This is a genomic window from Pseudofrankia asymbiotica (genome assembly GCF_001983105.1).
Taxonomy (GTDB): Bacteria; Actinomycetota; Actinomycetes; order Frankiales; family Frankiaceae; genus Pseudofrankia; species Pseudofrankia asymbiotica.
Window position 1 is genome coordinate 80,426 of record NZ_MOMC01000053.1, and the last position, 19,497, is coordinate 99,922.

Annotated in this window: 18 protein-coding genes; 4 read left to right on the forward strand and 14 right to left on the reverse strand. The window is 71.3% G+C overall.

Features of this window, described 5'->3' with window-relative positions:
- Nucleotides 1–13 precede the first annotated feature (13 nt).
- Both BL253_RS42470 and BL253_RS26045 read right to left on the reverse strand, forming a co-directional pair.
- Nucleotides 14–181 (reverse strand): hypothetical protein, encoded by a 168-nt coding sequence (locus tag BL253_RS42470; RefSeq protein ID WP_158230420.1) that lies wholly within the window; start codon nt 179–181, stop codon nt 14–16.
- Between the two features lie 34 nt (nt 182–215).
- Nucleotides 216–1,577 (reverse strand): amino acid deaminase/aldolase, encoded by a 1,362-nt coding sequence (locus tag BL253_RS26045; RefSeq protein ID WP_081438703.1) that lies wholly within the window; start codon nt 1,575–1,577, stop codon nt 216–218.
- Between the two features lie 212 nt (nt 1,578–1,789).
- On the opposite strand from BL253_RS26045, the gene BL253_RS26050 reads away from it, so the two are divergent.
- A complete protein-coding gene (locus BL253_RS26050) occupies nt 1,790–3,121 on the forward strand; it encodes a D-arabinono-1,4-lactone oxidase (RefSeq protein ID WP_076819943.1) in 1,332 nt (443 codons plus the stop codon).
- Nucleotides 3,122–3,166: 45 nt separating this feature from the next.
- Here BL253_RS26050 and BL253_RS42475 read toward each other — a convergent pair whose 3' ends face one another.
- From BL253_RS42475 to BL253_RS26060, 3 genes are all read right to left on the reverse strand, one after another.
- Nucleotides 3,167–3,334, reverse strand: a complete 168-nt coding sequence (locus BL253_RS42475) for a hypothetical protein (RefSeq protein WP_158230421.1) — start codon at nt 3,332–3,334, stop codon at nt 3,167–3,169.
- A 449-nt stretch (nt 3,335–3,783) separates the two neighbouring features.
- Nucleotides 3,784–4,254 (reverse strand): YbaK/EbsC family protein, encoded by a 471-nt coding sequence (locus BL253_RS26055; protein WP_076819944.1) that lies wholly within the window; start codon nt 4,252–4,254, stop codon nt 3,784–3,786.
- A gap of 305 nt (nt 4,255–4,559) precedes the next feature.
- Nucleotides 4,560–5,555: a LysR family transcriptional regulator gene (locus BL253_RS26060; RefSeq protein ID WP_076819945.1), complete on the reverse strand. Its 996-nt coding sequence runs from the start codon at nt 5,553–5,555 to the stop codon at nt 4,560–4,562.
- A gap of 46 nt (nt 5,556–5,601) precedes the next feature.
- Between BL253_RS26060 and BL253_RS26065 the strand changes: the two genes are divergently transcribed.
- Entirely contained in the window at nt 5,602–5,841 is a 240-nt protein-coding gene (locus BL253_RS26065; RefSeq protein WP_076819946.1) for a hypothetical protein, read from the forward strand.
- A 275-nt stretch (nt 5,842–6,116) separates the two neighbouring features.
- Here BL253_RS26065 and BL253_RS26070 read toward each other — a convergent pair whose 3' ends face one another.
- From BL253_RS26070 to BL253_RS26100, 7 genes are all read right to left on the reverse strand, one after another.
- On the reverse strand, nt 6,117–6,863 hold the full coding sequence (locus BL253_RS26070) for an ABC transporter ATP-binding protein (RefSeq protein WP_076819947.1): 747 nt from the start codon (nt 6,861–6,863) through the stop codon (nt 6,117–6,119).
- Nucleotides 6,863–7,831 carry an ABC transporter ATP-binding protein gene (locus BL253_RS26075; protein ID WP_076819948.1) on the reverse strand — a complete coding sequence of 323 codons (969 nt, stop codon included), beginning with the start codon at nt 7,829–7,831 and terminating at the stop codon, nt 6,863–6,865. Before BL253_RS26075 ends, BL253_RS26070 begins: the two co-directional genes overlap by 1 nt.
- Complete coding sequence (locus BL253_RS26080; protein ID WP_076819949.1) at nt 7,828–9,231, reverse strand: branched-chain amino acid ABC transporter permease; 1,404 nt, start codon at nt 9,229–9,231, stop codon at nt 7,828–7,830. Before BL253_RS26080 ends, BL253_RS26075 begins: the two co-directional genes overlap by 4 nt.
- Nucleotides 9,228–10,160, reverse strand: a complete 933-nt coding sequence (locus BL253_RS26085) for a branched-chain amino acid ABC transporter permease (protein ID WP_076819950.1) — start codon at nt 10,158–10,160, stop codon at nt 9,228–9,230. Before BL253_RS26085 ends, BL253_RS26080 begins: the two co-directional genes overlap by 4 nt.
- Nucleotides 10,161–10,598: 438 nt before the next feature.
- Nucleotides 10,599–11,786 carry a branched-chain amino acid ABC transporter substrate-binding protein gene (locus BL253_RS26090; RefSeq protein WP_076819951.1) on the reverse strand — a complete coding sequence of 396 codons (1,188 nt, stop codon included), beginning with the start codon at nt 11,784–11,786 and terminating at the stop codon, nt 10,599–10,601.
- A 628-nt stretch (nt 11,787–12,414) separates the two neighbouring features.
- Entirely contained in the window at nt 12,415–12,645 is a 231-nt protein-coding gene (locus BL253_RS26095; protein ID WP_076819952.1) for an FmdB family zinc ribbon protein, read from the reverse strand.
- A gap of 41 nt (nt 12,646–12,686) precedes the next feature.
- Entirely contained in the window at nt 12,687–13,322 is a 636-nt protein-coding gene (locus BL253_RS26100) for a J domain-containing protein (protein WP_076819953.1), read from the reverse strand.
- A gap of 312 nt (nt 13,323–13,634) precedes the next feature.
- On the opposite strand from BL253_RS26100, the gene BL253_RS26110 reads away from it, so the two are divergent.
- Nucleotides 13,635–15,584 (forward strand): CoA transferase, encoded by a 1,950-nt coding sequence (locus tag BL253_RS26110; protein WP_081438696.1) that lies wholly within the window; start codon nt 13,635–13,637, stop codon nt 15,582–15,584.
- Between the two features lie 1,546 nt (nt 15,585–17,130).
- Here the strand turns inward: BL253_RS26110 and BL253_RS26120 are convergent.
- On the reverse strand, nt 17,131–17,547 hold the full coding sequence (locus BL253_RS26120) for a DUF2795 domain-containing protein (protein WP_076819954.1): 417 nt from the start codon (nt 17,545–17,547) through the stop codon (nt 17,131–17,133).
- A 720-nt stretch (nt 17,548–18,267) separates the two neighbouring features.
- Between BL253_RS26120 and BL253_RS26125 the strand changes: the two genes are divergently transcribed.
- Nucleotides 18,268–18,765, forward strand: coding sequence for a MarR family winged helix-turn-helix transcriptional regulator (locus BL253_RS26125; protein WP_076819955.1), 498 nt, complete (start codon nt 18,268–18,270; stop codon nt 18,763–18,765).
- A gap of 156 nt (nt 18,766–18,921) precedes the next feature.
- On the opposite strand, the gene BL253_RS26130 is transcribed toward BL253_RS26125, so the two are convergent.
- Nucleotides 18,922–19,476 carry a DoxX family protein gene (locus BL253_RS26130; RefSeq protein ID WP_076819956.1) on the reverse strand — a complete coding sequence of 185 codons (555 nt, stop codon included), beginning with the start codon at nt 19,474–19,476 and terminating at the stop codon, nt 18,922–18,924.
- Nucleotides 19,477–19,497 lie beyond the last annotated feature (21 nt).

The window sequence follows — 19,497 nt, forward strand, 5'->3', positions numbered from 1 at the left end:
ACATAGATGGACGCTACTCGCCTGGCGCCTTCAGCGGGTGATGCGTCGCCACGATCCAGCCGTGGCGCGGTGCTGGTCGGCGGTGGTCAGTGGGACAGGCGAGCAGGAGCCAGACGACGGCGTTGCCGAGGGCGCCGCTGTAGCTGCCGACGTCCTCCAGGAGGGAGCCCGAGCGGAGCACTCAGCCAAGTCCCTCACGAGTCACAAGGCGTGACTCAGAAGGCGCGGCCTTCCCCGCGGTAGGTCGGGACGGCTCGGACGGAGCCGTCGGCGCCGACGAGGTGCAGCGCGTTGACGTGCTCGCACAGCTCGCCAGCCTTGGCGTGGCGGAACCAGACCCGATCGCCGATCCGCAGGGTGTCGGCGGCCGGGCCGCGCAGCGGGGTCTGCACCTCGCCCGCCCCCTCCGTCCCGATCATCCGCAGGCCGGCCGGGTGGACCGGGCTGGGCACGCGGTTCAGGCCTGGTGGGCCGGAGGCGATCCAGCCGCCACCGGCGACCGTGACGATGCCGGGCGCCGGGCGCCGCACCACCGGCAGCGCGAAGAACGCCGCCGGGGTGGGCGTGAACGCCTGGTAGATGTCGAACAGCGTCGGCCCGTACAGGCCGGAGCCGGCGGCGATCTCGGTGACGGCCGCCTCGGTCGTCGTCAGGTGCACGCTTCCGGTGCCGCCGCCGTTGACGAACTCCAGCCCGGGCGCGATCTCGCGCACCGCCGCCACGGCCGCCGCGCGCCGCTCGGCGAGCTCGGTCATCGACCGTGCCTGCATCCGCCGGACCGCCTCGGCCCGCGCCGACGCCGCCACCCGCCGCGCGGACTCCAGGCGGGGAGCCGAACCGGAGCCGGAGCCGGAACCGTCGGCTGGCTCGGCCGGCGGCTGGGCCGGTGGCGGCGCGTCGCCCATGCCGGCGATCTGCGCCTCGTACGCCATCAGGCCGACGAGCGTGAACCCGCGCCGGGCGACGATGGTCTTCGCGAGTTCGCCCGCCTGCTCGGCGGTGTGCACCGGCGAGCGGCGTACGCCGAGGTGCACCCGGCCGGCCGCCAGCCGCAGCGAGGCGTCCAGGTCCACGCAGACCCGCAGCGGCGGACGGTCCGCGCCGAGGACCGCGTCGATCAGGTCGAGCTGTTCCACGGAGTCGATCATCAACGTCACCCGGCTCGTCGCGAGTGGGTGATCGGCGAGTGTGCGCAGCGCGGCCCGGTCGGCCGTCGGGTAGCCGACGACGACGTCGTCGAACTCCTCCGCGAGCCAGATCGCCTCGGGGAGGGTGTACGCGAGGATGCCGGCGAATCCATCGGTCGCCAGCACGGCCCGCAGCACCGCCCGTGACCGTACCGACTTGCTGGCCACCCGGATCGGCTTGCCGGCCGCCCGCCGGACCAGGTCGGCCGCGTTCGACCACAGCGCCGGCAGGTCGACGACGGCGAACGGCGGGTCGAGCGCGGCGGTCGCCGTCGCGAGCCGGTCCCAGTCGGGCTGAGGCGGCTGTGCGGGCTGAGGCGGCTGTGCCGGATGTGCCGGCCCCGGCTGGCCGGCTCGCGAAGAGGCGGCCGGTCGCGTAAAGATCCCCATCAGGTTCTCCAGCGCTACCACATCCCCATCGTGTCACTGTCGGACCCGTTCGCCATATCTGTACGACGGGAGCCGGATCACCCCACATTCGGCCAAGGGCGGCCAGTTGGTCGCGCACACCCACCCCCGCGTCGCGCCGCACGCGGGGTACAGGGAAGCTGGGTGCGGACATTCGGAGGTGGTCCGTGGGCTCTTCCGCCGGCTGGCGGCGTATGCGGTCCGACGCGTCGGCGTCGTGGTCGAACTGGGCTGGTAACCAGGTGGCGACACCGAGCGCGGTGGCGCACCCGACCGATGCCGACGAGGTCGCCGCGCTGGTGCGCAAGGCGCTCGACGACGGCACCAGGGTGCGCCCGATCGGCAGCGGGCATTCGTTCACTCCGATCGGGAGGCCGGACGAGCGAACGACCCAGCTGATCATGGACCGCTGCGCCGATCTGCTCGCGTTGGACGCGGGCAGCGGGCTGGTGACGGTCGGCGCCGGTATGACGTTGCGCCGCCTCAACCGGCTGCTCGCCGAGGCGGGGCTGGCGCTGACCAACCTGGGCGACATCGACCAGCAGACGATCTCCGGCGCGCTCGCGACCGGCACACACGGCACAGGCGCCAGGTTCGGAGGCCTGGCCACCCAGGTGCGCGCGTTCGAGCTGGTGCGTGGGGATGGCACGATCGTGCTCTGCTCGGCGCACGAGCATGCCGACCTGTTCACCGCCGCGCGGGTGGGCCTCGGGGCGGTCGGCGTCGTGACGTCGGTGACGCTGCAGGCGGTGCCGCTGTTCGCGCTGCGCGCAGAGGAGGGCTCGGCCCGCCTGGACGACCTGCTCGACGGCTTCGACGAGTTCGTCGGCGGCGCCGACCACGCCGAGTTCTACTGGTTCCCGCACACCGACCGGACGCTGACCAAGCGCAACACCCGCGTGCCGCTGGCCGACGGGCTCGATCCGCTGCCCCGGCTGCGAGGCTGGTTCGACGACGAGTTCCTGTCCAACCGGGTGTTCGGCATGGTCGTCGCCACCGGCCGACGCCTGCCGCGCACGATCCAGCCCGCGGCGAAGGTCAGCTCCCGCGCGCTCAGCTCCCGCACCTTTACCGACGTGTCGTACAAGGTTTTCACCTCGGAGCGGCGAGTGCGGTTCAAAGAGATGGAATACGCCGTTCCGAGAGAGGAACTGGTCGGTGTCGTCCGTGGGCTGACGAGTGCGTTGGGGGCATCTGGCCTGAACATCTCGTTCCCGGTGGAGGTCAGGGTCGCGGCGGCGGACGAGATCTGGCTGTCGACGGCGAACGGGCGTGAGACCGGATATGTCGCGGTCCATRTCGACCACCGCACGCCGCACGAGGAGTACTTCGCGCTCGTCGAGAAGATCATGATGGATGTGGGTGGCCGGCCGCACTGGGGGAAGCTGCACACCCAGGACGCCGAGACGCTACGTCCCCRCTATCCGAAGTTCGACGAGTTCCTCGCCGTCCGAGCCGCGGCGGACCCGAACGGCGTCCTCACCAACGACTACCTGGACAAGGTTCTCGGCCCGGTTCAGCCCTAGGACCCGGTTCAGCCCTAGGGCGGGGCTCAGCCCCAGGACGGGGCGTCATGCGCTCCAGTCGTCGGCCGACCAGTCGTCGGTCCGCCAGGCCACGTCATCGGCGAGCTCCGGCTCCGAGGCCGGGGTGTAGCTCCGGCCCCGCGTCCAGCCGGTCGGGAAATGCCTGCCACCGCGGGCCTGTGCCGCGCCGCCCGGCGCCCGGTCGGTGGTCATTCGAAGATTTTCCCGGCCCACTCGCATTGCGCACTCACCGGCCTCGGACAATCGGGATCAGCGGTCTGCGGCAGACTATCGTGACTATCGTCACGCGGCCGGGTCCTGTCCGGCGGTCGACACCGCCGTCCGGCCGTCGCRTGGGCCGGCACGTCCAGGTCAGCGGCCGGTCAGCGGTAGGGAGCCTCCGCCGCCAGCGAGACGAAGACGACCACCAGGATCAGGCCGACCAGCAGCAGCGCCGAGGCGATCTCGAACATGCGCCATCCCCTCGACGCCCGGTAAAGCCGCATGAATCGCCCACCATCCCCGGTCACACCGGACCACGGCTCAAGAACGTAACGCCGCCAGACGAAAGCGTTGGAGCGCTGTCAGGCATGCGATACAAACGCACCAGCCACGGTGCTCGGGCAGCAGCCGAGACCTGGCAGATCGGTGGGGTGGCTCCTCTAGAACTCGTGGCGAATGTCGGCCCATTCGCCGTGGGTGATGGCGATGAGCTCGTCCGGATTGGTCGGGAAGACGGCGTTGGGGGTGCCGGCGGCGGCCCACAGTTCGGCGTGGGCGAGCAGGTCACGGTCGACGAGAATGCGCATCTCGGTGGCGTGCGCGACCGGTGGCACCCCGCCGATCGCGTAGCCGGTGGCCTCGCGGACGGTCCTCGCGCCGGCGCGCCCGACCGGCTCGCCTAACAGCTGGGCGACCTTCTCCGTGTCGACCTGGTTGTCACCCGACGCCAGCACCATGATCGGCCTTTCGCCGGCCAGGAAGACCAGGCTCTTCACGATCTGCGCGACGGACACGTCGAGCGCCTCCGCGGCCTCGGCGGCGGTGTGCGAACTGTTCGGCAGCTCCTTGGCCTCACCGGTGGCGCCCAGCTCCCGCAGGCGCCCCTGAAAACGCTCCACCGTCGGATGCATGACTGTCCCTGCTTCTTGATCCGAATATTCGTCCGTGCTACAGCGCTGGTGTACCAGGACCTGGGCCCACGCGGGCCGGCACCGACGCAAAGACTCTGTGCGCTGACCATCCGTCAGCCTTCCGTTGGCCAGCGATGGTCGCGCGGGGTGACAGCGTCGACCAGTGGGCCATGGGAAGACGTTCGCCGACGGCCCGCGCGGCCCCGGCTGACCTGGTCACACGCGTACGCACACCGGGTACCGGAATGATGACAGCCGGACGATCAACTACTCCTAGTAGTCCGCCAGTCGCCGCCGGCCGCTGATCAACCGGCCTCGGCCGCCACCGCCGAGAGGACGGGCGCCGGCTGGACGCCGCGCACGGGCACCACCGGCGGCGCGGTCAGGGCGGAGCTCGCGGCGGTCGTCAGCGCGCACAGCACGGCCGCGAGATGGGGCGCRCTCGCGGAGCCGCGCCGCAGCGACACCGCGAGCCGGCGCACCGGGGCGTCGACCAGCGGCCGCAGCACGACCTGGTCCGTCGAGGCGAGGCCGGCGAGCCGCGGGATCAGCCCGATCCCGCAGCCCGCCCCGATCAGGCCGAGGACCGCGAAGAACTCGTCCGTGCGATGCCGGATCCGCGGCACGAACCCGGCCGCCGCGCACGCGGCCCGCATGATCTCCAGGCAGGCTGTCCCGGGCCGGCTCGCGATGAAGTCGTCGTCGGCCAGCTGGGTCAGGCACACCTCGTCGAGCCCGGCGAGCGGATGATCCCAGGGCAGCGCGACGTCGAACGGGTCGTCGACCATCCTGACCATCTCGAAGCGGTCGTCGTCCGGCCTGGTCGACACGAAGTCGAAGGCCAGGTCCAGCTCGCCGCTGATCAGCATGTCGTAGCAGTCCGGCGGTCCCACGTCGACGATGGTGATCTGCAGGCCGGGATGAGTTACCCGCAGCTCCTGGAGCGCGGGCGCGACGATGCCGATGATCGCCGTCGAGAACGCCGCGATGGTCACCTCGCCGAGCCGGCCCTCGTCGAACGCGGCGAGGTCCGCCTCGGCCCGCTCCAGCTGGGCGAAGATCTCGTCGGCGTGCCGCAGGAGCACCTTGGCGGCCGGGGTGAGCCGCACCCGCCGGCCGACGGGATCCAGCAGCGTGACACCGGCCTCGCGCGAGAGTGCGGCGAGCTGCTGGCTGATGGCGGACGGGGTCAGGTGCAGCGCCGCGGCGGTCGCCGCCACCGTTCCCCGGTTGTCGAGCTCGCGGAGCAGCCGGAGCCGGCGGACATCGATCACGTAGAACAGCTTAACGGTCTCGGCCACAAAAATTAGATGGACCGCGATAACCGACCGGCCGCACTCTCTTCACATGGTCATCGCAGCCCTCATCGCCCTGGCGGTCCTGCTGCTCGTGGCCGGGGTCTCGCGCTTCGGCGCCGACTCCCGCGACGGCAGAGACTGGACGCCCACCGACGACATCGACCGAAGTCATCCCTGGGTCGCCGGATTCCACTCCGGCGACCACCGAGCCCCCGACCTCGCCACCCTCAGGCTGCCCACCGAGCTGGGCGGCTGCCGCCCGATGGAAGACCCCTGGTCACGGTCCTGAGGGAGGAAAGGGCTCCCACTCTCTTCCACGTCGGCCTCTCCCGCGGGTCCCCGGTTTGCTCCCGGATCAGCCCAAGCCCGGTTCCTCCCGGCCAGGCGGACCTGATCCGGGAGGCCCACCGGGAGATCCGGGATACCCGTCCATTGGCCGCCCCGCCCGGCCGTCGAGTTCCTGACAGCGCCGGCATTTTCTTTCTGTGCCAACCCGGCCGCGGGGTCCCCGCCACCTGGCTGCCAGCCCCGGATGGGCCGGACATGCCGATGTGCGCTACGCCGCTACTTAGCCAATTGGTGGGGAAGGGGCTGTTCGGGCACGGCCACGTCCTCGCCCAGGTACGCCTGGCGGACCCGGTCGTCGGCGAGCAGGTCGCCCGACGGCCCCTCCAGCACCACCTGACCGGTTTCCAGCACGTAGCCACGGTTGGCGATCTTCAGCGCCTGAGCCGCGTTCTGTTCGACCAGCAGCACCGCGACACCGTCGGCGTTGATCTGCGCGATCACGTCGAAGATGGTCTGCACCACCAGCGGCGCGAGACCCATCGACGGCTCGTCGAGCAGCAGCAGCCGTGGCCGGCTCATCAGCGCCCGGCCGATGGCGAGCATCTGCTGCTCGCCGCCGGACAGCGTGCCGCCGGCCTGCGAAATCCGCTCCTTCAGCCGCGGGAACAGCGCGAAGACACGCTCCAGGTCGGGCGCGACGTGCTTGCGGTCGTGGAACGCGCCCATGAGCAGGTTCTCGCGCACGGACATCGACGGGAAGATCCGGCGGCCCTCCGGCGAGTGCGCGACTCCGCGCCGGACCAGCTGGTGGGCGGGGATCTTCGAGAGCGGTTCCCCGTCGAGCAGCACCTGCCCGGCCCGGGGCCGCAGCAGGCCGGAGATCGTGCGCAGCGTCGTCGTCTTGCCGGCACCGTTCGCCCCGAGCAGGGTGACGATCTCCCCGGCGTCGACCGTCAGCCGGATGCCGCGCAGCGCCGTGACGGCGCCGTACGCGACCTCGACCTCGGCGAGCTCCAACAACATCAGTGCCGGTCCCTTCCGGTGCCGCCGTTGCGCGTCAGACGTTCCGTCGGCGCGTCGTCCGGCGCGTCGTCCCCGCCCGCGGAGTCGGCGGCGGAATCGTCGTCCTGACTACCGAGGTACGCCTCGACGACGGCCGGGTCACGCTGGACCTCCGCTGGCGTGCCGTGCGCGATGACCCGCCCGAAGTTCAGCACGGTGACGTTCGCCGCGACCGACATGACCAGGCGCATGTCGTGCTCGATCAGCAGCACCGAGACGCCGGTACCGGCGATCGTACGGATCAGCTCCGCGAGCTCCAGCTTCTCCGACGGGTTGGTGCCGGCCGCGGGCTCGTCGAGCAGCAGCAGCTTCGGGCTGGTGCCGAGCGCCCGGGCGATCTCCAGGCGGCGCTGCTCGCCGTACGGCAGCGACGCGGAGAGCTCGTGAACCCGGTGGCGCAGCCCGACCAGCTCGAGCAGCTCGAGCGACTTCGCGACCCCGGAACGCTCCTCGCGCCGCATTCGGGGCGTTCCGAAGATCGCGCCGATCGAGCCGTAGCGCTGGCGCATCTCGACGCCGATCTGGACGTTCTCCAGCGCGGAAAGCGCGGGGAACAGCCGGATGTTCTGGAACGTGCGCGCGACGCCGAGCTTGGTGATCGAGTGCGGCGTCTTCCCGAGGATCGAGTACGGGCTGCCCGGTTCCGGCGAGAACGCCACCGAACCCTGCTGCGGCTTGTAGGCACCGGTCAGGCAGTTGAACAGCGACGTCTTGCCGGCGCCGTTCGGGCCGATGACCGCGAGGATCTCGCCACGGCGATGCCGCAGCGTCACCCCGTCAAGGCTGGTCACGCCGCCGAAGCGCAGCGTCAGGTCGCGCGCGTCGACGACCAGGTCCGCGCCGGCCTCCCCGGTCGGATCCACGACGCCGCCGGGGCCACCGGGAACGAGGACGGTGGCCTCGGCGCCCGTCGCGCGGTGCTTGCTCATCGGGCACCCTCCGCCGCGGTCGGCGAGCTGCCCAGCGAGTCGGCATGACCGACGCCGTGCTCGGCGAGGCTGATCTCACGCTTGCGGCGCCGCGAGGGGATGACGCCCTGCGGACGGAAGATCATCATGACGACCACCACCGCGCCGAAGTAGATGAACCGGTCCGTCGCCGGCACCTTGTCACGCAGGTAGAAGGCGAGCCCCTGCAGAATGACCGAGCCGACGACGACGCCCAGCCGGTTCCCCATCCCGCCGAAGATCACGATCGTGACCACCAGGAACGACGCCTGCAGGCTGAAGATCTGCGGGTTGAAGAACTGCTTGCTCGCGAACAGCACCCCGGCGAACCCGGACACCGACGCGCCGATCGCGAACGCGAGCAGCTTGAGGCGCAGGGTCGGCACGCCCGTCGCCTCGGCGGCGATCTCGTCCTCCCGGATCGCCGCCCACGCCCGGCCGATCCGCGACCGTTCCAGCCGGCCGAAAGCGATCATCACCAGCACGATGATCGCCAGCAGCAGGTAGTAGTACGGTCTCGGATCGAGTTTCCAGGAGTAGTTGATCCCGAGAAGGTGGATCGACAGGTGCGGGACGCCGAACGCGCCGCGCGGCCCGTTGGTCCAGTGCGCGTTGTTCGCGATCAGCTGGATGATCTCGCCGAAGCCCAGCGTGACGATCGCCAGGTAGTCACCGCGCAGCCGCAGCGTCGGGGCGCCGAGCAGGACGCCGGCGACCGCCGCGAGGACGAACGCGATGGGGAAGATGAAGAACGGGTTGAGCGAGTGCGGGAAGTGCGCGGGGATCGCGGTCTTGGAACCGAAGTACGCGGTCGCGTAGGCGCCGATCGCGAAGAAGGCGATGTAGCCCAGGTCGAGCATGCCGGCGTAGCCGATGACGACGTTGAGGCCGAGCGCGAGCAGCGCGTAGATCCCGACGCCGTCGACCATCCACGTGACCGCCGCGGTCGAGAAGAACATCGGCAGGATGATCGCCACGATCAGCAGCGCGAGGTTCAGGCCGAGCGCGCCGAAGCGCTGCTCGGACACGGACGTCACCGGCCCGCGGATCGCGTCCGCGGCGGTCAGCCACAGGGGGCGGCCGAGCGGCCCGAACGAGATCGCCAGCCACAGCGCGACGGCGATGATCAGGAAGGTGACGATCCGCGGCGCGAGGATCGCGTGCCGGACGGCGCCCAGCGGCTGCGCCGCCTTCCCGTTGGGGCCGGTCATGAGCGCGAGGGTGAGYCCGATCAGGACGCACATGCCCAGCCGGCGCAGCCCCGCCCAGCTGACCAGCGCCGCGACGGCCGCGCCGCCCGGCGACGCCGGGCCACCCGGCTGTGACGCCGTCGGGGTCGGCGCCGCCGGCGGGGTGGCGGGAGTCGTCGAGGTCGTGCTCATGCCGCCCTCCCCAGCCGCTCGCCCAGCAGGCCGGTCGGCCTGACCATGAGGATCAGCACCAGGACCAGGAAGGCGATGACGTCCTTGTAAGAGGCCTGGAAGAGGTAGCCGCCGTAGCTCTCGACCAGGCCGAGCACGATGCCGCCGAGCATGGCCCCGCGCACGTTGCCGATGCCGCCGAGCACGGCGGCGGTGAACGCCTTGACGCCGGGGATGAAGCCCATGTTGTTCGAGGCGCTGAAGGTCATCGCGTACAGGAACCCGCCGGCGCCGGCGAGCAGCCCGCCGATGATGAACGTCAGCAGGATCACCCGCTCGACGTTGACGCCCATGAGGGTCGCGGTGTCGGCGTCCTGCGCGACGGCGCGGATGCTCTGGCCGAGCCGGGTACGGGCGACGAGCGTGTCGAGCAGGACCAGCATCACCGCCGCCACCAGGATGATTACGAGAGTCTTGGTGTTGACCACGGCGCCGAAGACGTGGAAGACGGTGCCGTTGGTGAACGGAAGCTCCATGGTCACGTTCTGGCGCTCCCACAGTTTGCCGGCCATGTTCACGGCGAACAGCGAGGCGCCGATGGCGCTGATCAGGTATGCCAGCCGCGGCGCGTTCCGCTTCCGCAGCGGCCGGTAGGCGACCCGCTCGAGGGTGAACGCCGCGGCGGCGCCGCACAGCGCGCCGACAGCCAGGCCCACGAGAACGATCCCCACCGACGCCATGCCCGACGGGGTATCGCTGAAGCCGTTGACCAGCCCTCTGGCCGCGAACAGGCCGCCGAACGCGCCCAGCATGAACACTTCACTGTGCGCGAAGTTGATCAACTGCAGAACGCCGTACACCAGCGTGTAGCCAAGCGCGATCACGGCGTACAGCGAGCCGGACATCAGCCCGTCGATGGTCAGCTGCCAGAACTGGTGGACGAAGCCCATGCATCCGCCTTGTCAATATCATTTGCCGCCACGGCGCGGCGGACCAGGGCCGCACAGCCCGAGGCAAGGTCGTTCCAACCCGCGCGCCTGACCAGACCGGAATACCTGACCAGCACATGGCCGCGCACCAGGCAGGCAACATCATTACTCAGGATTTGGGGCCCGCGGCCGGGGCCGGCCCCGGCCACACGGTCACTCGTTCCGCAAGGGACCGGCGGGCCCATCATGACCGGTCACGGTGCCCGACCGCCACGGCGGCCCCGGTCAGCGGCGGGTCCCCCAACCAGGAGGGCCACGCTGCTCACCGGCCTGCCGCGAACACCGGAACGGGCGGCGGACGCATGCGCCCGCCGCCCGACCGCCGCGAACCCGCCGAGTGAGAGCCCCGCCGCGGGCTCGAGGCACGCGGCGGGGGCTCTCATCGGTCGATCGGATGGGTCAGCTGGTCGGGACCAGCTTCGACACCGGGCCGACCAGGGCGATCTCACCGTTCTTCACGGTGTAGATGAAGACAGCCTGGTCGTTGACCTCGCCCTTGTCGGTGAACTTGATCTGCTTGGTCAGACCCTTGTAGTCCGTGGTCTTGAAGGCGTTGGCCACGGCGGCGCGGTCGGCGCCGGGGCCGAGCTTCTTGAGGGTCTCGATGATCGCGTTGGCCGCGTCGTACGCCTCGGCCGAGTAGGTGCCCGGGTCCTGCTTGTTCAGGGCCTTGTAGGCGCTGACGAAGCCAGCCGCGTTCGGGTCCGCCTGCGCCCAGAGGCACGGGCAGCTGATCAGGGCGCCCTCGGCGGCGGCGGAACCGGCCTGCTCGACGAACTGCGGGTCGAGCGAACCGTCACCGGAGAGGATCTTGCCGGCGTAGCCCTTGTCCTTCAGCGCCTTGGTCAACAGCGCGAACTCGGCGTAGTAGCCGGAGTAGTAGATCACGTCCGGCTTCTCGGCTACGAGCTTGGTGGCCTCGGACGTGTAGTCCTTGGTCGGGTTCACGCTCTCGTGGACCAGCGCGGTGCCGTTCGCCTTCAGTTCCGCTTCGATGACCTTGGAGAGGCCGGTGCCGTACTCGCTGGCGTCATCGACCGAGTACACCTTGGCCGGCTTGAGGGCCTTGGAGATGTAGTCGGCGGCGGCCTTGCCCTGGACGTCGTCGGTCGGGATGACCCGGAAGAACGTCGTGAAGCCGTTCGAGGGATTGGTCAGATCCGGGTTGGTCGCCGACGGGCTCACCGACAGCAGGTTCGCCGCGGCGAAGGCCTGCTCGCTGGCCTTGGTCGCGCCGGAGAACATCGGGCCGACGATCGCGATGACGTCATCGTTGCCGACGAGCTTCGCCGCCGCGGCCGGAGCCTGGTCGGGGCTGCCGACGTCGTCGGAGCTGACGGTCTTCAGGGTGAACGGAAGGTCACCCTTCTTGTTCGCCTCGTCAATGGCGAGCTTGAAGCCGTCCTCGCCGTTGATGCCCAGCTGCTGGTTGTCGCCGGACAGCGGGCCCTGGAAGCCGATGGTGTAGCTCGGCTTGCCGTCGCCCGAGCCACCGTTCGAGTCTCCGTCATCGCTGCCACAGGCGGCGGCGGTGAGCGATACCGCCGTCGCGAGCGCCAGCGCGCCCAGGAGCCTGCGTCTTACCATCAACTTCCTCCTACGTGTGCCGGACGACCCCGCCGGCGTGACGCCCCCGAACCGCGAGCCCCGACCATCCGCCAAACGATTCCGGCGGGCCGTCGACGACCGCGGAGGATGCGGGCACCGGTCATGGTGATCGGAACCGCTTCAATCTCCCTGTCTCGGCGCGCACCACCAGGGCACCGAAGGTACTTCCGGCGCCCCCGGGTACGACCCCGCCGAGTTGGCGGAAACCTAGCCCTCCGGCGACCGAACGGGTAGGTCCGTTGAGGTGTTGTTACATGGAGGACACAAACCAGGCGCTTTGGCAACGCGTCCGTTCATCAAGCGCGCCCGGCAGTCCCGCCCCGCAACACCCACCACACCAGCCCTTCTCACTCGTTTGAGCCACCCCAGGCCCATCCCGCGGACCGCCACGTGGCCCGGCCGCCTCCGCGCGGCAAGGGCCCGGCTACCGCCCTGGACCTCAACTACCGCCCAGAACAGCGGGCCGCCCAGCGCGGCCGATCCTGGCCGGACCCCCGCCCAACCGTCGGTCGAGGGCACCCACAGCCTCGTTGGCAGTACTGACGGTCAGCCACGAGGAACGGGGCGGCGGCGCACCCCCGTCCGTGACGGCGTACTCACGCCTCCGTCAGCCGCAGCCGCAGCCACCGCCGCAGCAGCCCCCACCGCCGCCGGCGGGAACGCTCGCCCCCAGCGGAGCGGCGGCGCCCCGGGAGACCGCCACGGCGGAGAAGACCCTGGAGGTCTCCGAGTGGCCGGCGGGACAGGACACGGATGAGGCTGGCGTGTCCTCATGGATGCCGCGGCGCACCTCGAAGGACGCGTCGCAGACCCGGCAGCGGTAGTCGTATCTCGGCATAACCAGAGGATAGGAAGACCGCGCCCCACCACGTCGAGAACTCAGCGCCCGGTCTGGCCCTCGGTGGCGTCGTCGTCGGTCGCGCGCGCCCCTGGACGGTCCATCGGGTGGGCTCGGGGGCGGTTCGCGACGATGGCCGCGACCGGGGGGATCACCATCGCGACCAGGGCCATGGCGATGGCCGCCGGTACCGAGACGGGGCGCACGACCGTGCCGGCCAGGATGAACAGGGTGAGAGCGACGCTCATCATCGCCAGGTAGCCGCGCCGCGCGGCCCGGCTCACTCCGGGAAAGTTCTCCGGTGAGCCAGGACGATCGCCCGGCGGACGGTGCCGGCCGGCGGCGTCTCTCCTGGCCCCCGTGCCGCCGGGCCCGCCATGCCCGGCTGGCCCACCTGGCGCGGCGGCCGGGCCCGGCGGGGAGCCCCGCCGCGGCGCCCCGGCCCTCCCCCCGGGGACGGTGCCGCCACCGCCGGCGAGGTAGCTGTCGTAGTCGGTGCGGTACGTGGGGTCGATGAGGATGTGGTAGGCGATGGTGAGCCGCTCGAAGTCCGCCGCCGAACCGCCGGCGTCCGGGTGCACCACCCGGGCGGCTCGACGGTAGGCGGATCTGATCTCGTCGGGAGTCGCGGACGGGGACACGCCGAGCAGGTCATACAGCGAGGTCCGCCTGGCCATGCGCCCTCCCTCTCGCGCGCATCGCGTCGCCGCCCGCCGGGGCGCCGAGCCTCCTCGACCGGCCTCCCTGGTCCCGCCCTTCCAAGTTCCTCCAGGCCCAACGCGCGGGCCGGCTTTTCGCCGAATTGGGGCCCCACGGTCTCCCCGGGCACCACGAAAGCGCTTCCCCTCGTCATGATGGTCCTGGTTGGGCCGTTGTGCCGGATAGTGTCGCAACTGATGCGATGCTGTGCGTGGCGAACCGCCCACTGTCGGACATCAGGTGCGGGGTAGACGGCGGTGATCCGGACGGGCGCTGAGGTGGGTGGGGAGATGGCGGACCAGCTGGATGAGCTGCCGCGGCCGGGCGACGGGGCTCGCCCGGACTCAGCGGCCGTCGCGACGGCGACCGACGAGACCGCCGCGGACGGCGCCACCACGGCGGACAACCACGTCTCGGACGGCACCCTCACAACCGACCGCCCCCTCGAGGCCGATGACGGCCCCCTGCCGGAGGACGCCGAGGCCGGCGCCGGCCTGGCCGAGGCCGCGACTGAGGACGCGGGCAACGGCGAGCCCGTGGACACCGGCCAGGCGGCGGCCGAGGCGGGCGCCGCGAATCAGGCACTCGCGACGGCCGTCGGGGGCGAATCCGGCGAACCGGACGCGGATGCCGACGCGGATGCCGATGCCGAGGCCGAGGCCGAGGCCGAGACGCTGCCTCCGACCGCGGAGACCGCCGCGGTCACGGCGGAGGATCGCGACACCGCGGAGGATCACGACACGGAGGAAGATCCCGAGACGATCAGGGAGACCGCCGGGATCCTCACCGAGTTCGCTCACGTCGTCGGCGACCCACGCGCGGCCGCGCGCCTCACGGTCACCGGGCCTGTCGACGTCCTGCCGAGCATCTACCGGGTGACCGCCGCGGCCACGATCTCCGTCGCCGCGGCCGCGCACGGCGCCGCCGAGCTGTGGGCCGCCAGGTCGGGCGAGGACGTCCTGCCGGTGAGCGTCGACACGCGGCACGCCGCGGCCGCGTTCCGCAGCGAGCGGTTGCTGCGGATCGCCGGCCGGCCAGCGCCGAGCCCGTGGGACGCGCTCTCCGGGTACTACCGCGCCGGCGATGGCCGCTGGGTCCAGATGCACTGCAACCTGCCGCATCACCGGGCCGGAGTGCTGGACCTGCTGCGCACGCGCGCCGACCCGGTCGCGGTCGCCCGGGCGGTGGCCCGGTACAACGCGGCCGACCTGGAGGCCGAACTTCAGTCGATGGGCATGTGCGCCTCGATGGCCCGCGAGGAGCGGGAGTGGTGGGCACACCCCGCCGGGCAGGCCGTGGCCGGGTTGCCGCTGGCGGAGACCTCGCGGCTCGGCGACGGCGGCGACGCGCGCGGCGGGCCGTCCGCCGTGGGCCGGACGCGGGGGACGCGGGCACCGGCGATGCCCGCGCAGGCGCTGTCCGCGCAGGCGCAGGCCCGTCCGTCGCCGTCCCGCCCGGCGGCCGGCCTGCGCGTCCTGGACATGACAAGGGTGATCGCCGGGCCGGTGTGCGGGCGGGTGCTGGCCTCGTTCGGGGCGGACGTGCTGCGGGTCGGCGCCGCCCACCTGGGGGATGCGCGCGCCCTGGTGATCGACACCGGCTTCGGCAAGCGGAGCACGTTCCTGAACCTGCGCGTCGCCTCGGACGCGCGCCGGCTGCGGGAGCTGGTCGCGCAGGCGGACGTCGTGGTGCAGGCCTACCGGCCCAAGGCACTCGACCGTCTCGGGTTCGGGCCGGAGGCGTTGGCCAGGATCCGGCCGGGCATAGTCTGCGCGACGATCAGCGCCTACGGCCGGGTCGGCCCGTGGAGCGGGCTGCGTGGCTTCGACAGCCTGGTACAGACGGCGTCGGGAATCGCCCTGGCCGGGGCTCGCGCGAGCGACTCGGACCGGCCGGTGCCGCTGCCCGCGCAGGCGCTGGATCACGCCACGGGCTATCTGGCCGCCCACGGCGTGCTGGCCGCGCTCGCGCGCCGCGAACGCGAGGGCGGCAGCTGGCACGTGCGGCTCTCGCTCGCGCAGACCGGCCGCTGGCTCGTGTCCCTGGGCGAACGTGACACGTTCGACCTGCCCGAGCCCAAGGACAACGAGATCGGCCCGTACCGGCGCACGATGCGCAGCGAGTTCGGCGAACTCTCCTACATCGCGCCCGCTGGCTCCGTCGGTGGCGCGACTCATGGCTACGACCGTCCGCCGAGCTCTCTCGGCGCTCATCAGGCCGGCTGGGCGCCCATCCGCTGAATGCCGATACGTGTGGCGCGTCAGGTGGGGCCCGCCAGGCGACATATTGGCAATCGACGTGAACCGTATCAGCCGACCGTTTTCTTTGCTCGATTGCCCGACGCGGGTCAGCGACCGCGCCTGGACGGCGTCACACGTCCCATTKGGCCTGTCGGCATACCGACATCTCGGTAAGCGCTGTATTTGGTCTGTGAACAGCGCCCCCCGGTGCGGCCTCTCCTTGCGTCCTGCGCTGGCCGGCGCGGGTTCAACGCTTGGGTTCGTCGGGGTTGTCCCGGCGGCGGCGCGCGCGTGTGCGTGTGCCGACATCGACCTGGCGCTCGCGCTGCCCGGCCRCCGCGGCGGCCCTGTCGGCATAAAGACGCTGYCTGATCAGCTTGAGGGTCTGCTCTCGCTCCGCCTGATCCAGCCCCGCAGCGAGAGTTTGGAACAAACCACCAGAACCCGGTCGCCGGCCGTATTCACTCGTCGCACCCATGCCCACTGACCTACCCGGCCATTCGATGGCTATTCACCGAGCCGCAGCCGGTGTCATGGCCGTGACCGTGAGTTTTGATCGGACGCGGTCCGGGTGGCCGCGCCCGATACGGCACCCACGGCGGCCTCGGACCTGGGGGCTTCCGGCCTGGAAGCCTCAGACCTGGAAGCCTCGGACCTTGCGGCTTCGGACCTTGCGGCTTCGGACCTTGCGGCTTCGGACCTTGCGGCTTCGGACCTTGCGGCCCCGGCGCGCGCGGGGGCGCCGGGTCGGGAGGCACCAGGCCGGGAGACGTCCGCTCGGACCGCTCCCGGGCCCATGGCCGCCGGCGGAGACGCGGGTGAGGGCAGCGGGCCGCGCGCCGCCGCGCGCCGGCCACGCCGGGCTTCGAGGTACCGGCGAGCCCCGCTCCAGGGCCGGCGACCGTCAGCACCGGAGCTGGCCGATGACGTGGGCGTCCGGCGCCGCACGCCGGATCGAACCCGGGGCCACAGGTCGGCGACATGCCAGTCGGCGGGGAGCGCCCAGTCCTCGCCGTACCGTCCAAGGACCATCCTGGCCGCCACGCACAGCGTCCAGGCGCCGATGATCGCACCCACCGCGAGTATGTCCAGCGCCCCGGCCAGCCCGGACAGCACCAGGATGACCGCTCCGAGGACCAGGCACATGACCACCAGCCCGCCGACGTCCCCACGCCCCGCCACGGCACGGCCTCGCACACCCGCGTGTCGCTTCATGGCACCGCTCATGCCCAACGGCGCGCCCGCTATGTCGACACCGGGACCTTCGGCCCTTGTTGCCGCCCGCCAGGAGCTGGACTAGCTCACGCTCCCACCGATTGGCCAGGACCGGCTCGTTGGTCAGGGAACGGCGGGCGCGCCCGCCGGCGCCTCCGGCCGGCGCTCCGGCAGCGAGGCGGCCGACCGCGCGACCGCCCGCGGGGCCGCCGGACCTCCTGGAATCCCAGGAATCCCAGGAATCCCAGGAACCGCCGACGAGTCTGCGCGCGAGGATCGAGCGCGCCGAGCGAGGACAGGATCGATGGTCGCGACTCTCCGAGACGGCTGGTCAGTAACGCCTGGCCTCGACGTGCGCTCCGTCGTGCAACGCCCGCCAGAGTTCGCCAAGCGACCCGAACAGCGCATCCGCTGGTGCGGCTCGGATCTCCTCGACGATGTGGTCCGGGGCGTTCTGGCCGCGCAGGTGGTCCAGTACCTCGTCGCGGCGCGCGGGGAAGACCGCCCGACCGAGCAGGCGGGCCAGCTCCGAGCGCTCCTCCACGTCGGTCAGGGACATGCCGGGCGGTGCGCTCCCCCGGCCGATCCCGTCCCGGCGGTCAATGGCCTCCGGCACGTCGTCCGTGGGCGGCTCGGGTGACTTCCACTCGACCGCGCGCGGGTCCCGGCGCGCCCGGACATATCCGCGCACCTCTCCGGCCATCGCCTCGTCGAGCTGCGGGCCGTGCTTGGCGCTGCCTCGGTCCATCGGCTGCTCCCGTCACCTACGGCTGGTGCCGACTGCCTCGGCCCGGCCGGCGGCCAGGCCACGGATCGGACCTACCCGGACGGCTATCGGCAAAGCACGGAAGAGCCATCGAGGACGCTACCGGGCGGTAGATCCGGCATGCCCGCCGAAGTTCCCACCGAAGTTCGCGTGGTCAGGACGGTCAGGCATCGCAGGTCGTTGTCCGCACGCCTCAAGGGCGGCACCCGGTGTCAAATTGAGAGCATCCACTCCACTTGGGGCCCTGAAAGGGGAATGTTCGTACATTTTCGGCCGACATGCCACCTTCTCCAGGGTCGAGGACCCCTTCTCCGGCGATTCCGCCACAGCACGACCTGATGCGGACGATTATGATCTCAACCCATCATGACCGCGCGCCGCCGACCGCCGCCTCCGGCTCCGACCGCTTCCGTAAGCACCTGTCCAACCACATCGCCGACCCGGAGCGAGTCCCGCCCGCCATATGCCCCGACTAGGGACCAGCGGGCCTAAGGACCGCACCACAGACCAGCCACCTCGCGGACCCGAACCGGTACCAACCACCCGTCATATGCATCAACCCAAGACCGCGCTGTCGGGCGCGAAGCGCCCGACGACGGGATGCTCCCGCGTCCCGTCCCAGGTGCCCGAAGTGAACGGACGCAGACCCTGAACACGCAGATGCTTCCCGACCATTCGGCAGGGAATGGTGGACGGACCACCGTGTCGGTACCGTCCGGATCCGCCGACGACGGCGCGGCGGACCTGTCGGCCAACCCAGGGCACCTCGCCCGCCGCCTCCAGCAGGTGATCCACCAGCTGTGGACGGCCTCGGTCTCCACCGAGATCACCCCACCGCAGTTCGTCGTGCTCAACAGCCTGCGGGCGTCGCCCGACATCGATCAGCGCACCCTCGGCGAGCGTGCCTGCCTGGACCGGTCCACGGTCGCCGACGTGGTGGCCAGGCTCGTCCAGCGCGGGCTGATCCGCCGCGTGCGCGACCCGCACGACGGCCGGCGCAACGTGCTTCGGCTGACGGTGCGAGGAGAGAACACCCACTCCGAGGTGGCCGAGCGCGCCGAGGCGATGAACGAGCAGTTACTGGCGCCACTGGCCAGCGAGGAGCGCATCGCCCTCGTGTCCCTGCTGGGCCGCGTCGTCGAGGCGTTCCCGATGAGCCGCACCGGCTCCCAGCCGGCGGAGCCCGCCGGCGAGACGTAGAAGGGAGCCGTACCCACCGGTCTGGCGGGTACGGCTCCCTTCACGCTCTCCTCGACAAGGCCGTGGAGCGAAGGCCATGGAGCGAAGCCGTTGCGCGCTCCCTGGCCGCCGTAGGCCGTACCGCGCGCGTACCGCGCGTGCGTCCTCAGGCGTGCGCTACGCGTCCTGCTTGGCCTGCGCGTCCTGGGTGGGCGTGGTGGCTGGCTTCGGCGGGTCCGGGCGCCAGGCGGTGACCAGCAGGCCGGCGGAGCCGACCACACCCAGCACGAGGGCGATCAGGCCGCCAAGCCAGCCGTCGAGGTTGTCATCGATCGTGAACGCGTGATCCAGCGAGGCGTACCCCGGGCCGAACGTCGCGATGGCCAGGCAGACCACCGCGATCATCAGGACGTACTCGTAGCCCTGGCCCGGCTTGAAGATGAAGAAACCGTTCCTGCGGTGCGCCGTCATCCCGGCGACGACCATGATGCCGATGATCGCGCCCGCGCTGAACGGCGTGAACAACCCGACAGCCAGACCCGCGCCCGCGGCCAGCTCGATCAGGCCGCTCGCCCAGGCGTGCACGATGCCGGGTCGCAGCCCCATGCTCGCGAACCAACCCGCGGTGCCCTGGATGCCTCCCGGCCCGAAGATGTGGTTATAGCCGTGCGCGACGATCGTCAGCCCAACGACGACCCGTAGCACGAGGTCCGCGGTGTCCGCTGCGGTCACGGGGATCTCTCCTTCCCTATG

What these genes read in the sequence shown, in the direction of transcription:
- BL253_RS26045 (WP_081438703.1), bottom strand. Translation starts at nt 1,577, where the DNA reads ATGGGGATCTTTACGCGACCGGCCGCCTCTTCGCGAGCCGGCCAGCCG.
- BL253_RS42475 (WP_158230421.1), bottom strand. Translation starts at nt 3,334, where the DNA reads ATGACCACCGACCGGGCGCCGGGCGGCGCGGCACAGGCCCGCGGTGGC.
- BL253_RS26055 (WP_076819944.1), bottom strand. Translation starts at nt 4,254, where the DNA reads ATGCATCCGACGGTGGAGCGTTTTCAGGGGCGCCTGCGGGAGCTGGGC.
- BL253_RS26065 (WP_076819946.1), top strand. Translation starts at nt 5,602, where the DNA reads ATGGTCATCGCAGCCCTCATCGCCCTGGCGGTCCTGCTGCTCGTGGCC.
- BL253_RS26070 (WP_076819947.1), bottom strand. Translation starts at nt 6,863, where the DNA reads ATGTTGTTGGAGCTCGCCGAGGTCGAGGTCGCGTACGGCGCCGTCACG.
- BL253_RS26075 (WP_076819948.1), bottom strand. Translation starts at nt 7,831, where the DNA reads ATGAGCAAGCACCGCGCGACGGGCGCCGAGGCCACCGTCCTCGTTCCC.
- BL253_RS26085 (WP_076819950.1), bottom strand. Translation starts at nt 10,160, where the DNA reads ATGGGCTTCGTCCACCAGTTCTGGCAGCTGACCATCGACGGGCTGATG.
- BL253_RS26090 (WP_076819951.1), bottom strand. Translation starts at nt 11,786, where the DNA reads ATGGTAAGACGCAGGCTCCTGGGCGCGCTGGCGCTCGCGACGGCGGTA.
- BL253_RS26095 (WP_076819952.1), bottom strand. Translation starts at nt 12,645, where the DNA reads ATGCCGAGATACGACTACCGCTGCCGGGTCTGCGACGCGTCCTTCGAG.
- BL253_RS26100 (WP_076819953.1), bottom strand. Translation starts at nt 13,322, where the DNA reads ATGGCCAGGCGGACCTCGCTGTATGACCTGCTCGGCGTGTCCCCGTCC.
- BL253_RS26110 (WP_081438696.1), top strand. Translation starts at nt 13,635, where the DNA reads ATGGCGGACCAGCTGGATGAGCTGCCGCGGCCGGGCGACGGGGCTCGC.
- BL253_RS26120 (WP_076819954.1), bottom strand. Translation starts at nt 17,547, where the DNA reads ATGGACCGAGGCAGCGCCAAGCACGGCCCGCAGCTCGACGAGGCGATG.